The organism is Natronococcus sp. (genome assembly GCF_047921035.1).
Classification (GTDB): Archaea; Halobacteriota; Halobacteria; order Halobacteriales; family Natrialbaceae; genus Natronococcus.
In genome coordinates this window covers 1-13,142 of sequence record NZ_JBLRWX010000094.1, presented here as the reverse complement: position 1 = coordinate 13,142, position 13,142 = coordinate 1, and the positions used below count along the sequence as shown (strand labels likewise).

14 protein-coding genes and 2 pseudogenes are annotated in these 13,142 nt (G+C 67.4%); 8 read left to right on the top strand and 8 right to left on the bottom strand.

The genetic code is table 11. The features are described from left to right. The 3 genes and pseudogenes from ACNA7R_RS16180 to ACNA7R_RS16170 all read left to right on the top strand — a co-directional run. A pseudogene (locus ACNA7R_RS16180) lies at window positions 1-736 on the top strand (helicase); the annotation flags it as partial. A 179-nt stretch (window positions 737-915) separates the two neighbouring features. Beyond that, window positions 916-1,779, top strand: a pseudogene (locus ACNA7R_RS16175) (sensor histidine kinase); the annotation flags it as partial. A 126-nt stretch (window positions 1,780-1,905) separates the two neighbouring features. Then, window positions 1,906-2,646, top strand: a complete 741-nt coding sequence (locus ACNA7R_RS16170; protein ID WP_416284571.1) for a protein sorting system archaetidylserine decarboxylase — start codon at window positions 1,906-1,908, stop codon at window positions 2,644-2,646. Window positions 2,647-2,666: 20 nt separating this feature from the next. Here ACNA7R_RS16170 and ACNA7R_RS16165 read toward each other — a convergent pair whose 3' ends face one another. Next, a complete protein-coding gene (locus ACNA7R_RS16165; RefSeq protein ID WP_416284570.1) occupies window positions 2,667-4,868 on the bottom strand; it encodes a CDC48 family AAA ATPase in 2,202 nt (733 codons plus the stop codon). 106 nt (window positions 4,869-4,974) lie between these two features. Between ACNA7R_RS16165 and ACNA7R_RS16160 the strand changes: the two genes are divergently transcribed. Further along, entirely contained in the window at window positions 4,975-5,109 is a 135-nt protein-coding gene (locus ACNA7R_RS16160) for a hypothetical protein (RefSeq protein WP_005559003.1), read from the top strand. A gap of 39 nt (window positions 5,110-5,148) precedes the next feature. On the opposite strand, the gene ACNA7R_RS16155 is transcribed toward ACNA7R_RS16160, so the two are convergent. After that, a complete protein-coding gene (locus ACNA7R_RS16155; RefSeq protein ID WP_416284569.1) occupies window positions 5,149-5,397 on the bottom strand; it encodes a hypothetical protein in 249 nt (82 codons plus the stop codon). Further along, window positions 5,397-5,828: a DUF5796 family protein gene (locus ACNA7R_RS16150; protein ID WP_416284568.1), complete on the bottom strand. Its 432-nt coding sequence runs from the start codon at window positions 5,826-5,828 to the stop codon at window positions 5,397-5,399. The genes ACNA7R_RS16155 and ACNA7R_RS16150 overlap by 1 nt, the downstream gene beginning before the upstream one ends. 135 nt (window positions 5,829-5,963) lie before the next feature. On the opposite strand from ACNA7R_RS16150, the gene ACNA7R_RS16145 reads away from it, so the two are divergent. Both ACNA7R_RS16145 and ACNA7R_RS16140 read left to right on the top strand, forming a co-directional pair. Further along, on the top strand, window positions 5,964-6,833 hold the full coding sequence (locus tag ACNA7R_RS16145) for a shikimate kinase (protein ID WP_416284567.1): 870 nt from the start codon (window positions 5,964-5,966) through the stop codon (window positions 6,831-6,833). After that, window positions 6,830-7,156: a chorismate mutase gene (locus tag ACNA7R_RS16140; RefSeq protein ID WP_416284566.1), complete on the top strand. Its 327-nt coding sequence runs from the start codon at window positions 6,830-6,832 to the stop codon at window positions 7,154-7,156. The genes ACNA7R_RS16145 and ACNA7R_RS16140 overlap by 4 nt, the downstream gene beginning before the upstream one ends. Window positions 7,157-7,159: 3 nt before the next feature. On the opposite strand, the gene ACNA7R_RS16135 is transcribed toward ACNA7R_RS16140, so the two are convergent. The 5 genes from ACNA7R_RS16135 to ACNA7R_RS16115 all read right to left on the bottom strand — a co-directional run bounded on the left by ACNA7R_RS16135 (window position 7,160) and on the right by ACNA7R_RS16115 (window position 11,249). Then, on the bottom strand, window positions 7,160-7,435 hold the full coding sequence (locus tag ACNA7R_RS16135) for an antitoxin VapB family protein (protein ID WP_416284565.1): 276 nt from the start codon (window positions 7,433-7,435) through the stop codon (window positions 7,160-7,162). 282 nt (window positions 7,436-7,717) lie between these two features. Beyond that, window positions 7,718-8,071, bottom strand: a complete 354-nt coding sequence (locus ACNA7R_RS16130; protein ID WP_416284564.1) for a type II toxin-antitoxin system PemK/MazF family toxin — start codon at window positions 8,069-8,071, stop codon at window positions 7,718-7,720. Further along, on the bottom strand, window positions 8,068-8,304 hold the full coding sequence (locus ACNA7R_RS16125; protein ID WP_416284563.1) for a hypothetical protein: 237 nt from the start codon (window positions 8,302-8,304) through the stop codon (window positions 8,068-8,070). Before ACNA7R_RS16125 ends, ACNA7R_RS16130 begins: the two co-directional genes overlap by 4 nt. 206 nt (window positions 8,305-8,510) lie before the next feature. Then, window positions 8,511-9,941 carry an NAD-dependent epimerase/dehydratase family protein gene (locus ACNA7R_RS16120; RefSeq protein WP_416284562.1) on the bottom strand — a complete coding sequence of 477 codons (1,431 nt, stop codon included), beginning with the start codon at window positions 9,939-9,941 and terminating at the stop codon, window positions 8,511-8,513. Window positions 9,942-10,052: 111 nt separating this feature from the next. After that, window positions 10,053-11,249: a DegT/DnrJ/EryC1/StrS family aminotransferase gene (locus ACNA7R_RS16115; protein WP_416284561.1), complete on the bottom strand. Its 1,197-nt coding sequence runs from the start codon at window positions 11,247-11,249 to the stop codon at window positions 10,053-10,055. Window positions 11,250-11,397: 148 nt separating this feature from the next. Here ACNA7R_RS16115 and ACNA7R_RS16110 point away from each other — a divergent pair, with 148 nt between their 5' ends. Both ACNA7R_RS16110 and ACNA7R_RS16105 read left to right on the top strand, forming a co-directional pair. Next, window positions 11,398-11,799 carry a universal stress protein gene (locus ACNA7R_RS16110; protein ID WP_416284560.1) on the top strand — a complete coding sequence of 134 codons (402 nt, stop codon included), beginning with the start codon at window positions 11,398-11,400 and terminating at the stop codon, window positions 11,797-11,799. An 88-nt stretch (window positions 11,800-11,887) separates the two neighbouring features. After that, window positions 11,888-13,142 (top strand): MATE family efflux transporter (locus ACNA7R_RS16105; protein ID WP_416284559.1); only part of this gene is annotated, 1,255 nt, incomplete at its 3' end.

The window sequence follows — 13,142 nt, the reverse complement described above, 5'->3', positions numbered from 1 at the left end:
CGGGCTCAAGGGTTCGGACGCGCTGGCCTTCCGGCTCGCGCAGGTTTCGGCGAAGTTCGGCGCGCTCAAGCGCTGGCAGGGCTCCGGTCGGATGTCGAACGAGCGACTCCTGAAGGCCCTCGAGGACACCCCGATGTACGACGAGTCGATCCGCGAGCTGTTCCACGAGGATCTGGACGTCGAACACGCGGGACGGGTCCTCGAGCGCCTTCAGTCGGGCGAACTCGACCTCGTGACCCACCGCGGTCGAACGCCCGTCGGCCTCGGCGGTCGATCGTCGGGAAAGGAGCTGCTGGCGCCCGAGAACGCCGACGCGAGCGTGATCGAGACGGTCAAGGAGCGGATTCGGGACGACCGAGTCATCCTGCTGTGTACGCACTGCCACGAGTGGAAGGTCAAGACGAAAGTCCGTCGCGTCGCCGACCAGCCCGAGTGTCCCGAGTGCGGCTCGACCCGGATCGCGTCGCTGAACCCGTGGGCCGACGAGGTCGTGCAGGCGGTTCGGGCCGAGGAAAAGGACGAGGAACAGGAGGAGATGACCGAACGGGCCTTCCACAGCGCGAGTCTGGTCCAGAGCCACGGCAAGCAGGCTGTGATCGCGATGGCCGCCCGCGGCGTCGGCCCGCACAACGCGGCTCGAATCATCAGCAAACTCCGGGAGAACGAGGCCGACTTCTACCGCGATATCCTCTCGAAGGAGCGAGAGTACGCCCGCACCCAGTCGTTCTGGGATTGAACGATCGAGGCCCGAACTCGCAGAGCGGGTCGTCCGTTTCCGGCAACGGCCTTATCCGCAAACCTACATGATTTTCCGTCTATGGATTCGAGGTCTCCCGACGAACCCGCCGAGGCTGCGACGCCGCCGACGCGGCCGGCCGGCGCCCGCCTCTCGTTGCTCGGGGCCGCGGACGTTCCGTCGGCGCGGCGATCGGGCCGATGGCCGACTCCTGGGGCGTCCTCGCGGCCTACGACGACCGGCCTCGCGAGTTCGACGATCACGATGTCGACTTCTTCGACAGCGTCGCGACGATCCTGGCGACCGCCCTCGAGCGCCGGCGCTACGAGCGTCGGCTCAACGAGACGGTGCGGGAGCTCGAGGCCTCTAACGAGCGCTTAGAGCAGTTCGCCTACGCGGCCTCCCACGACCTCCAGGAGCCGTTGCGGATGATCTCGAGCTACCTCGGACTGATCGAGAGCCGCTACGCGGACGACCTCGACGCCGACGGCGAGGAGTTCATCGAGTACGCCGTCGACGGCGCCGAGCGCATGCGCGAGATGATCGACGGCCTGCTCGCGTACTCGCGGATCGACTCGCAGGGCGATCCGTTCGAACCCGTCTCCCTCGAGGGCGTCCTCGAGGACGTGCTGGCGGACTTGCAGGTGCTGATCGAGCGACACGGCGCCGAGATCACGGCCGAGCCGCTGCCGACTGTGCAGGGCGACGCCAGCCAGCTCCGACAGCTACTCCAGAACCTCCTGTCGAACGCGATCGAGTACAGCGGGGACGAGCCACCCCGCGTCCACATCGGCGTCGAGCGCGAGCGCGGGGAGTGGCGCGTCTCCGTTCGCGACGAGGGGATCGGACTCGACCCCGAGGAAGCGGATCGGATCTTTCAGGTGTTCCAGCGACTCCACACCCACGACGAGTACGAGGGGACGGGAATCGGGCTCGCGATCTGTCGCCGGATCGTCGAGCGCCACGGCGGACGAATCCGCGTCGACTCCGAACCGGGCGAGGGCGCGACGTTTACCTTCACGCTTCCCGCGACCGAATCCTGATACGGATTGCTGTACCGAGGTACCGGCGCAACCGCCGCCCCGGTCGCGGTTGCGCCGGACCTGACGGACAGTAAACCGTATGACCCGTCCGTAACGACCATACGACTCGCTCGCATGGCTCGAGGTATGAACGTCGCTCCGGGGGCCTGGAAGTACGCGCTCCCTCCCTTGCTCGCCGCACCGTTCGCGTTGCTGTTCAGCGTCGCGGCCAGCGTCGCAGCCCTCCTCGTCGGGGTCGCGACGCTCGCCTTCTTCCGCGATCCGGACCGGAACCCGCCGCCGACGGGGGTCGTCGCCCCCGCCGACGGAACCGTCTCGGTGCTCCGGGAGGAGGACGGCCGCGTCCGCCTGGGGATCTTCATGAACGTCTGGCACGTCCACGTCGTCCGCGCGCCCTTCGAGGGCCGGGTGACCGACGTCGAGCACGTCTCCGGCGCACACCGGCCGGCGTTCTCGAAGGAGTCCGAACGCAACGAGCGGGTCCACGTCGAGTTCGAGACCGACTCGCCGCACCTCCCCGACCTCGAGGTCGCCGACGGCGATCGCGACTCGAGCGCCGACCGGAACGCGGCCGCCTCGACGGTCACGTTCATCGCCGGCGCGTTCGCCCGCCGGATCTTTCCCTACGTCGAACCCGACGACGACCTCGAGCGCGGACAGCGTCTGGGCCACATCGCCTTCGGCAGCCGCGTCGACCTCGTCTTTCCGCCGACCGTCGACCGCGAGGACATTACCGTCGGTCCGGGCGACTCGACGACCGCCGGCGAGACCGTCGTCGTCGAACCGGCCGAGGACGCGCTGCTCGAGACGGGACTCGAGGAATCGTCCGATAACGAGTTCGACGACGCCGCAGCCGGCGCCTCGTAACGACGGGTCGTTTTGCGAGTCTAGCTCGACGGGTTCGTCTCCTCGCGCGCCTCCTCGAGGTGGCGACGCTCGATCAGGACCTCGTCGGCCCGTTCGTTTGCCTCCTCGGGGTCGTAGGCGCTCGCGACCTCGCGGATCGCCTTCATCGACGCCGTCCGAACCAGCGCCTCGAGGTCGGCGCCGGTGTAGCCCTCGAGTTCGGCCGCCAGCTCCGCGAGGTCGACGTCGTCGGCGAGGGGTTTGTCGCCGGCGTGAACCTCGAGGATCTTCTCGCGGGCCTCGAGATCGGGTTCGCCGACGAGGACGTGCGTGTCGAGCCGGCCCGGTCGGAGCAGGGCGGGGTCGATCTGGTCCTTGCGGTTGGTCGCGGCCAGCACGACGAGGTTCGGGTTCTCGCGCATCCCGTCGAGTTCCGTGAGCAGCTGGGAGACGACCCGTTCCGTGACCTCGTTCTGTCCCGCACCTCGAGCCGCGGTGATGGCGTCGATCTCGTCGAAGAAGACGATCGACGGCGCGGCCTGACGGGCCCGCTCGAACACCTTGCGGATCGCCTTCTCCGATTCGCCGACGTAGCGGTCGACGATCTCGGGGCCGTCGACGCGCACGAAGTTGACGTCGGTCTCGCCCGCGAGCGCTCGCGCGAGCAGCGTCTTTCCTGTACCCGGCGGGCCGTACAGCAGGACCCCGGAGGGCGGTTCGGTGTTGGTCTCCTCGAACAGCCGATCGTAGGTCAGGGGCCACTCGACCGATTCGCGGAGCGTGTTCTTGGCGTCCTCGAGCCCGCCGACGTCCTCGAAGTCGGTCTCGGGCGACTCGGCGACGTACTCGCGCATCGCCGAGGGTTCGACGGAGGCGAGGGCGGTGTCGAAGTGTGCCTTCGTCACCTTCGGATCGCGGTTCCACGCCTCGCGGTCGTCGGCGTCGGCCGGGCGCTCGCGGATCGCCGCCATCGCGGCCTCGCTGGCGACGGCGTCGAGGTCGGCGCCGACGAAGCCGTGAGTCCGACGGGCGATGGTGTCGACGCTGACGTCCTCCGCGAGCGGCATCCCGCGCGTGTGGACCTCGAGGATCTCCTTTCGCCCCGTCTCGTCGGGGACGCCGATCTGGATCTCGCGGTCGAACCGCCCGCCCCGTCGCAGGGCGGGATCGATCGCGTCGACCCGGTTCGTCGCGCCGATGACGATCACCTCGCCGCGGGCGTCGAGGCCGTCCATCAGCGTCAGCAGCTGGCCGACGATGCGGTTCTCGGCGCCCTCGTCATCGCCGCGGGCGCCCGCGATGGAGTCGATTTCGTCGAAGAAGATTATCGTCGGCGCGTTCTCGCGGGCCCGCTCGAACACCTCCCGGAGCTGCTCCTCGCTTTCGCCCTTGTACTTCGACATGATCTCCGGGCCGGAGATCGTCTCGAAGGCCGCGTCGACCTCGTTGGCGACCGCGCGGGCGATCAGCGTCTTTCCCGTGCCCGGCGGGCCGTACAGCAGGACGCCGGAGGGCGGTTCGACGCCCAGTCGCCGGAACAGTTCGGGTTCCGACAGCGGGAGTTCGATCATCTCCCGGACCTGCTCGAGTTCCTCGTCTAACCCGCCGATGTCCTCGTAGGTCGGTCCGGTCGTCCCCTCCGCGGGGGCCGAGCCGCCCTCGGCGCTCTCGCTCGAGGCGCCCGCACTCGCCTTTCGAGAGCCGTCGCCGGTCGCGCTCGCTCGAGCGTCGGAATCGACGATCCGGACGGTGGTCGTACTCGAGATCCGGACGTCGCCGCCCGGCGTCGTGTCGACGACGGTAAACGGGTTCTGGCTGACGCCCTCGATCCGGATCTGCTCGCCGGCCCGGACGGGTCGGTTCCGGAGCTTCTGGGCCGCGTCGCGCTCGGCGACCTGCCGTTCGCCGTCGGTGATCGACGGCGGGGGCGACAGCGTCACTCGCGTCGCTTCCTGAATCGTCGAGGTGTCTTTCGGCCGAACCGTGACCGTATCGCCGACGTGGACCCCGGCGTTCGCGCGCGTGTCGCCGTCGATCTGGATCGCGGTTTCGGGAACCGACGGGTCGGCGGGCCACATCTTCGCGACCGTCGTCTTCTCGCCCTCGATCACGACCGTATCGCCGCTTAAAACCCCCAGCTCCCGGCGTGCGCGTTCGGGAATCCGCGCGACGCCGCGGCCGGCGTCGCGTTTCTCGGCCGCCCGAACCGATAACCCCACTCCGTCCGCGTCGGACCCGCTCATGGAGGGTGATTCCGCGTCCGTGCTCTTGAGAATTGTCCTCGAGCCGACGGGACCGTCGGCCGTTGCCGGAGAAACGCCTTTGGGGGTCCGTATCGCACCGTTCCCCATGGTGGTCCAGACCGAACGGGACGATGCCACCTGGTTCGAGTGTGAAACCTGCGGGCTGCTGTTCGACGAGCAGTCCGACGCGACGGAACACGAGAAACACTGCGACGGCAGCGACCCGTCGTACATCCAGTGAGACGAACTGCCGTCAGCCCGAGCGGCCGAAGACGGCCGTCTACTGCTCGAGGCGTTCGCGGTGGTCGGCAGCAAGCTCTCGAGCCTGCTCCAGGGTGTGCGTCTCCGTCCAGCGAACGCGGTCGCCGTCCCCGTAGGCCAGCGCCGTCTTGAGTTCGTCTCGCAACACGCCGTGATCGATCGACAGCACGGTCCCGGAGCCGTCGCCGAGTTCGTAGACGCCGGGCCGGTCGGGCGCCCGGGCGACGGCGTCCCGATCCAGCTCCCGCCAGGACTTTTGTAAGGGCATCAGTCGACCGCCTCGACGAGTTCGTAGGCGTGTTCACTCATCTCGTCCTCGGCGAAGACGAAGACGCGACCGTCGACCGTCGACGGCTCGGCCTCGACCTGGATCGAGTAGGCCGTCGTCGACACCGTCACGCCCGGGAACAGCACCTCCTCGTCGTCCCCTTCGAGCATCACGCGGCCGACGCCGGTCGACTCGAGGATCTCCGCCTGGGTGTTGCGGTCGTTGACGTAGGTCATGACGCCCTCGACGCCGTCGGGATCCGTGACCAGGACGTGAACCTCCTTTCCGGGAGGGGTCTTTACCGACCGCTCGACGGGTTTCGGCGGGCCGTGGTAGAAGACGTCCCGCCCGTCGAGGTACTCGACGACGACGCCACCCTCGACGAAGTCGACGCCGATCGTGCTGGGTGCGACGTTGCTGCGTTGGCTCATACGTCCGGTTCGGTCGGGCCGGAGAAAAACGGTGCGCTCGCGGTCCCGGTTGAGCGCCGGGGCGCCCGCACGCAACCGGAGCCACTACTCGCCGTGATCGCCAGCCTAAATACGGCCCGGGCGAGAGGGGTCGGTATGGATGGCCGGGCTGTTGCGCCGGCGGCCGGAACCGTGCTGAACGCGCTCGCGACCGGTCGCGGATCGGCGTTCGCGATCGATCTCGAGACGACCGCGTCGGTCGAGCTGACGACCGACGGCGAGGTCGTCGGTACCGTCGCCGATCGACCGGACGCCGACACCGGGCTCGTCGAGCGCTGCGCCGAACTCGCACTCGAGGAGTACGCCGACGCCGGGGGGCTCACCGGCACGGTCGGCGCCCGGGTCCGAACGGAGAGCGAGATCCCGATGGCTGCCGGACTCAAAAGTTCAAGCGCCGCAGCCAACGCGACGGTGCTCGCGACCCTCGACGCCCTCGAGATCACCGACGCCGTCGACCGGATCGACGCCTGCCGACTCGGCGTGCGGGCGGCTCGCGACGCCGGCGTCACGGCGACGGGCGCCTTCGACGACGCCAGCGCCAGTATGCTCGGCGGGGTGACGGTCACCGACAACGCGGCAGATGAACTGCTGGCCCGCGAGGAAGTCGACTGGGAAGCGCTGATCTACACCCCACCGGAGCAGGCCTACAGCGCCGACGCCGACGTCTCGGCCTGCCAGCGGATCGCGCCGATGGCCGACCTCGTCGAGGAACTCGCCCTCGAGGGCCGCTACGGCGAGGCCATGACGGTCAACGGCTTCGCGTTCTGTGGCGCCCTCGAGTTCCCGACGGGGCCGATGCTCGAGGCGATGCCCGACGCCACCGGCGTCTCGCTGTCGGGAACCGGTCCGAGCTACGTGGCGGTCGGCGACCGGCCGACGCTCGAGGAGATCCGGGAGCGGTGGGACGAGCGCGACGGAACGACGCGGCTACTGGCGACGCGAACCGACGGAACACGAACCACATGACACCCGACGAAACCGACACCGACGACCTCGAGACGACGGATCGAGCGCCCGAAGAGATGGACCTCGACGAACTCCGCGAGGAGATCCAGACGATCGACCGCGAGATCGTCGAACTGATCGCCCAGCGGACCTACGTCGCGGACACGATCGCGGCGGTCAAAGACGAGAAGGGGTTACCGACGACCGACGAGAAACAGGAGGAACAGGTGATGGAGCGGGCGGGACAGAACGCCGAGCAGTTCGACGTCGACGCGAACCTCGTGAAGGCGATCTTCCGGCTGCTGATCGAGTTGAACAAAGTAGAGCAGCGTGAGAGCCGGTAGCGACTACTCAGTGGAAGGTCCGACTAGTACGACCGTACTTCGGGCTTCGTCTAGTTCTGCTGTGAGACGGTTGCTTCGTTCCTTGGATCGGGTGCGTCCCTCCTCGATAGCGCTTTCGAGACCCGTGGCCTCCTCCTCGGAGAGGATACCCGCCACTTCGTTCCACGACCGTTCTCCCGCGAGACGTTTGACGGTTTCACTGAAGCTTTCCCCTTCTTTCTTCCGAGCCTTCAGCCGCTCGTAGGCCTCTTCATCGAGTGAAATCGTTTTCGTCGCCACTGTACTACACAGTACTACGTGTACGTTTAAAAGGCCTGGAGACGCGTCGCGCTCGTCACAGACGGTAGACAACGGATCGAAGAAGCGGCAACGTACGGAGAACAGCGTGACGCGAGTAGAGACCTGAACAAGGTCGAGCAGCGGGAAAGTCCTAGTCGAAGTTGGCGTTCTCACCCCTCGTATTGAGCGATTGGGGTGGGGATCTTCCGATTGCTATCTTCTTGCAGCGAGAGAACCCCGTCGTTCACGAGGGGATTTCTTCGGGAGAATACACAATGTACGTCAGTCCAGTCCGAGACTCAGTTTCAACGCCTCGTCTACTGCTGCCATCGTCTCTGTGTCGAGACTCCCGATCACCGAGTGAATCCGTTTCTCGATAGAGACGACCCGAATCTGGTCGAGGCGGACCGAAGAATCCTTTTCGAACGGCGATTCCGCTGCTTCAACCAGTATCTCGAAGGGGTACCCTCTGTACGTTCCTGTCGCGGGTGCGACAATAGTCGTGCTGGAATTTTTGTTCCCGATATCGTTCTGTACAACCACCGCAGGTCGAGTTTTCTTCATTTCGTGTCCTTCAGCGGGGTCGAATCGAACGATTACGACATCACCGCGCCGAACCTCCGTATCCCCGCTCATTCATCCAGTCCGTTCCACGCCTCGTCCGACGCGCCATTCCACTCTTCTGCAAGCTCTTCCGCACTCTCAGAAGCCTCACGGTACGCGGCAGCCAGTTCGTCTTCGTCGGGGCGGTCGGATTCTACCTCGACGACGGCGACGGTCACGCGCTTGTTCGCATACTCCGTTCCAAGATAGATTCGACCCCGGTCGTCGGTCTCGTTCGTTCGCAGGTCGCTGGCGTCAACTTTCATGGTGGCGCTCGCTACGGCTCACTCCGGAATAAGCTTTGCCCACTATTACCCACGGTGGCTGTTTTCCGCGAGTCACATCATGGATTTCATCTACCTGAACAAGATCAAGCAGTGTGAGAATCGATAGCGCCCGCACCAGAAGGGGCTGATACCGAGACGACCGCTCGCCGCCGCGTCCGCTCTCGAGAACGTCACCGCGAGACGGCTCAGCGAGTTCCGGTCGGCCGTTGCTCCCCGAGTTCGGCCTCGAGCGGCGGCGACTCACCCCATCGCTCTCGAACGGACGCCCCGTCGCCCTCGATCACCGCGTCGGTCTCCTCGTACGACGGCGCGCTCTCGAGGGTCGCGCAGTTGCTGTATCTCGTCGCCGTCGTCGCTCCGAACGCGTCGGCCTCGAGGGCGGCCCGAAGCTCGAGGCAGTGATCGCGGATCGTCCGAGTGGGTTCGAACTCGAGCCGCGAGCGGAGCTTCCCGAACTCGACCCGGTAGCTGCGCTCGTCGGTCCGATCGTCGTGGTACTCGATCTCTGCCTCGGGGAACGCGTCGGCGACGACGGTCGCGAGCTCGTCGATCCGGTAGTTCTGCTCGTTCGAGCCGACGTTGAACGTCTCCCCGGCGACGTCCTCGAAGGGGGCGGTCAGACAGGCGCGGTACGCCCGCGCGACGTCCTCGACGTGGACGTTCGGGCGGTACTGGTCGCCGCCGAAGACGGGAACGACACCCTTCTCGTGGGCCTTCGCGGGAAGGACGTTGCCGACGAGGTCGAAGCGCATCCGCGGCGAGTAGCCGTACACCGTCGCCATCCTGAGGACCGTCGGGGCGAACCGCTCGTCGGCGAGTTCCCGAAGCACCCGCTCGGACTGGATCTTCGCCCGCGCGTACAGCGAGACCGGATTGAGGGCGTCGTCCTCGGTACACCGTCCGGTTCCGTCGGTCCGTCCGTAGACGCTGCAGGTCGAGGCGAACACGAACCGGTTGAGCCCGTGGTACTTGCAGACCGAGGCCAGCAGCTGCGTCGAGTGGAGGTTGTACTCGAGGGTCTTTCGCGGATCGAGCGCGGTTGCGGGGTCGCCGACGATCCCACCGAGGTGAACGACGGCGTCGACCCCCTCGATCGCTTCGAGGACGTCGCCGACCGAACGGGCGTCGCCCCGGTGCAGCGCGAACCGATCGCGACCCTCGAGCGCGGCGATACCGCCGTTCCCGTACATGAGCGGGTCGAGGACGCGGACGATAAAGCCGTCCTCGAGAAGTTTCCGACACAACACCGAGCCGACGTAGCCGGCGCCGCCGACGACGAGCACGGTCTCGACGGCGCGAGCGTCCGGCTCGGAAGCGCGTTCGGCTTCGATCTCCACCGGCGTCTCGCGGGTCGCCCCGTCGGTGAGCCCCTCGAGCCCGGCGTCGGCGTTCGGCTCCAGTTCGACGTCCGGCGCCCCCGTTCCGTCGACGACCGACGAAACCGGTGCGTCCGGGGTCGCTCCTTCGAACAGCGCCGTCCTGAGTTGCTCGCTCGGTACAGCTTCCGCGGATCGATTCTGATCGTCGACGACGACGCCACGTCCACCGGTGCGATCGATCCGAGCGATCGCCTCCCGGATCGACGTCTCGTCGCCCGTGATTGGTACCCATCTCATGGTTGTGCGTGTACGCCCAGTGCCGATTTCAGCCGGTTCGACGCACTATGTTCGCCGAATCAGAACGACAGCCTTTGTTATGCGTCGACTGGGACGACGGTCAGCCGTCCGTTACTGTCTCGATCGAGTACCGCCGTTACCGGCCGCCGACCCGATCCCGTCGGCCGCGCCGCCGATCGGCTGTGACTCGAGGGCGGCCCTGAGACCGGCGACGACGCGGTCGACGCCGTCGTTGTCCAGAACGGGAGCGATCGGCAGGGAGAGAACGCGTCCGCTAACGGCCTCCGTCACCGGGAGCGAGCCGAGCTCGTACCGGTCCCGGTAGGCGCGCGTCAGGTGGACCGGCGGATCCCAGTAGACCTTCGAGGCGATCCCGCGGTCGGCCAGCGTCTCGATGACCGTCTCGCGGTCGACGCCCGGAGCCAGCGTCACGGTGTAGAGCTGGCGGACGTGGCGCCCGTCTGCCGGCTCGGGATGGGGTTTGACGCCGTCGATCCCGGATAGCCCGGCGGCGTACCGCTCGGCGACCCGTCGCCGTTCCGCGATCAGTTCGTCGACCTTCTCGAGCTGTGCACAGCCGACGGCGGCCACGAGATCGGACATTCGAATGTTCGTGCCGAGCCCGACGTAGTCGCCGCTCGCGGCCGAATCGAAGTACTCCGCGGAGGCCCGCCCGTGGGAGCGAAACCGCTCGAGCCGGCGGGCGAGCTCGTCGTCGTCGGTGACCACGGCACCGCCCTCGCCGGTCGGCAGGATCTTGTTCTGGCAGAAGCTCAGCGCCGCGGTCTCGCCGATCGTTCCGACCGCCTTCCCCCGGTAGGCGCTCCCGAACGCCTCGGCGGCGTCCTCGATCAGCGGAACGTCCGCCTCGGCCGCGACCGCCGCGAGGGCGTCGATCCGACAGGGTGCGCCGTAGGGGTGGACCGGAACGATCGCGGCCGTCCGTTCGGTGATCGCGTCGGCGACGGCCGCCGGGTCGAGTCCGTAGGTGTCGGGTTCGATGTCGGCGAACACGGGCCGGGCGCCGACGAGGCGAACGGCGTTGGCCGTCGCGATGAACGTAAACGCCGGGACGACGACCTCGTCGTCCTCGTCGATCCCGTGGGCCTCGAGAGCCGCGACCAGCGCCGTCGTTCCCGAGTTGACCGTCACCGCGTGCTCGACGCCGAGGTAGCGCTCGAGGCCGTCCTCGAACGCCTCGACGTAGGGGCCGTTGGCCCAGTACGAGCCCCGCGTGATGGAGTCGACCGCGTTCCGTACGTCGCGTTCGTCCCAGGCGATCTCGAACAGCGGAATGTCGTCGCTCATCGGTGTCGGATTCGCGAATCCGAAAGGTAAGTAGCCGTTCGCTACCCGATCGAACGGGGTCGTTTCGTTCGACGAACGTCGGCTCGCGCTCGAGTTCGAGGCTCGAGCCGACCGACCGCTTTTGGTCGTCCTGACCGAACCGGTCCGTATGTACGACTCGATACTGGTTCCGACGGACGGCCGGGAGAACACCGAGCGAGCGATCGACGAGGCGATCGATCTCGCTCGCGTCCACGGCTCGACGATCCACGCGCTGTACGTCGTCAACTCGGCCGCACTCGCGCCGGGAATGGACTTCGAGGATCTCGAGGTGGCCGGCGAGGAGGCCGTCGACTACGTCGCCGAGCGGGCCGCCGCTGCGGGTCTCGAGGACGTCCGAACGTCGGTGACACACGGCCTGCGACACAAGGCGATCCTCCAGTACGCCGACGACCACGACGTCGACCTCGTCGTCATGGGTCGCAACCGGGGGCTGGATCGCTTCCTCCGAAAGGGCGTCTCCGAGCGGGTCGCGACCGACTCCTCGAGGCCGGTGCTCGTCGTCGAGTGAGCGTCAGTCCCTCGCATTCCGAAAGCGGCCCCCTCTGCCGCGTCGAGAAAGCACTTTTACCGCAGTCGGCTACGGACGATAGATTCTCGTGGTCCGGTCTCCGAATCCGATCCGACTGGTAATCCTCTGGATCGGGCTGGCGCTCGCCCGATTCGGACTCATTAGCTCCGAGCGAGCGCGCCGGACGACGAACCTCGCCTGGCCCCGCGTCCTCACGGGGCTCGCGCGGATGTCGAAAAACGCCGTCGACGTCGCGATGGTCGGTGTCGCCGTCGGCTCGACGGCGATCGCCGGCGTCGGCTTCGCCTCGCCGTTCTGGGGACTCGCCTTCGCTATCGGCGGCGGGATTGCCGGCGGGACGATCGCGCTCGTCTCCCAGCGCTACGGCGCCGAAGCCTTCGACTCGCTCGGCCAGGCCGTTCGCTCGAGCGCCGTGCTGGTCCTGGTCCTCACGCTCCCGGTGACGGCGCTGTTCTGGACGTACCCGACCGAACTGGTCTCGATCATCGGTAACGATCCCGAAACGATCTCGCAGGGTGCGACCTACCTCCAGATCGTCGGGCTCGGGGTTCCCTTCGCGGGGCTGAACCTCATCGGGAGTCGCACGTTCGTCGGAATGGACGACGCCTGGACGCCGATGGTCGTCCGCGCCGGCGGTGCCGCCGCGAACATCGCGCTCAACGCCGTCCTCATCTTCGGGCTCGGGCTCGGCGTCGCGGGGGCCGCCCTCGGAACGGTGCTTGCGAACGTCGTCGTCACCGCGACCTTCGCGGTCGGCCTCACCGCCGGGTGGCTCCCCGGGATCGGAACGTTCCCGTTCAGCGTCGATCCGTTCGGGAGCTACCTCGACGCCGAGACCATCAGGGACCTGACCTCGATCGGCCTCCCCGTCATGGGGACGAAATCCGTCTGGACGGTCGCCGAGTTCCCCATGCTCGCGATCGTCGCGCTGTTCGGCCCGCAGGTCGTCGCTGCCTACGTCATCGCCCGGCGCATCTGGGGCCTGATGAACACCCCCGGCTGGGGCTTCGGACTCGCCGCCTCGAGTCTCGTCGGCCAGGAGCTTGGCAACGGCCGCGAGGGGACTGCCGAGCGCTACGGCCGGGAGATCGTCCTCTTCGCCGTCGCCGTCTACGTCGTCGCGGCGGCGATCGTCTTCGCGTTCGCGGAGCCGATCGTCCTCCTGTTCACCGACGATCCGGCCGAGCTCTCGGTCCCGACCGCCGTCGCGCTGATCTACGCCGCCTGTCTGGCGATCGTCCTCAAGGGGATCTCGACGGGCGCCGAGGGCGCGCTCAAGGCCAGCGGCGACACCAGGTGGCCGTTCTACAGCCAGCTCGTCG

Coding starts and splice junctions, on each gene's coding strand:
- ACNA7R_RS16125 (WP_416284563.1), bottom strand. CDS start 8,304: ATGAAAGTTGACGCCAGCGACCTGCGAACGAACGAGACCGACGACCGG.
- ACNA7R_RS16110 (WP_416284560.1), top strand. CDS start 11,398: ATGTACGACTCGATACTGGTTCCGACGGACGGCCGGGAGAACACCGAG.
- ACNA7R_RS16115 (WP_416284561.1), bottom strand. CDS start 11,249: ATGAGCGACGACATTCCGCTGTTCGAGATCGCCTGGGACGAACGCGAC.
- ACNA7R_RS16170 (WP_416284571.1), top strand. CDS start 1,906: ATGAACGTCGCTCCGGGGGCCTGGAAGTACGCGCTCCCTCCCTTGCTC.
- ACNA7R_RS16120 (WP_416284562.1), bottom strand. CDS start 9,941: ATGAGATGGGTACCAATCACGGGCGACGAGACGTCGATCCGGGAGGCG.
- ACNA7R_RS16160 (WP_005559003.1), top strand. CDS start 4,975: ATGGTGGTCCAGACCGAACGGGACGATGCCACCTGGTTCGAGTGTGAA.
- ACNA7R_RS16130 (WP_416284564.1), bottom strand. CDS start 8,071: ATGAGCGGGGATACGGAGGTTCGGCGCGGTGATGTCGTAATCGTTCGA.
- ACNA7R_RS16165 (WP_416284570.1), bottom strand. CDS start 4,868: ATGAGCGGGTCCGACGCGGACGGAGTGGGGTTATCGGTTCGGGCGGCC.
- ACNA7R_RS16155 (WP_416284569.1), bottom strand. CDS start 5,397: ATGCCCTTACAAAAGTCCTGGCGGGAGCTGGATCGGGACGCCGTCGCC.
- ACNA7R_RS16140 (WP_416284566.1), top strand. CDS start 6,830: ATGACACCCGACGAAACCGACACCGACGACCTCGAGACGACGGATCGA.
- ACNA7R_RS16145 (WP_416284567.1), top strand. CDS start 5,964: ATGGATGGCCGGGCTGTTGCGCCGGCGGCCGGAACCGTGCTGAACGCG.
- ACNA7R_RS16150 (WP_416284568.1), bottom strand. CDS start 5,828: ATGAGCCAACGCAGCAACGTCGCACCCAGCACGATCGGCGTCGACTTC.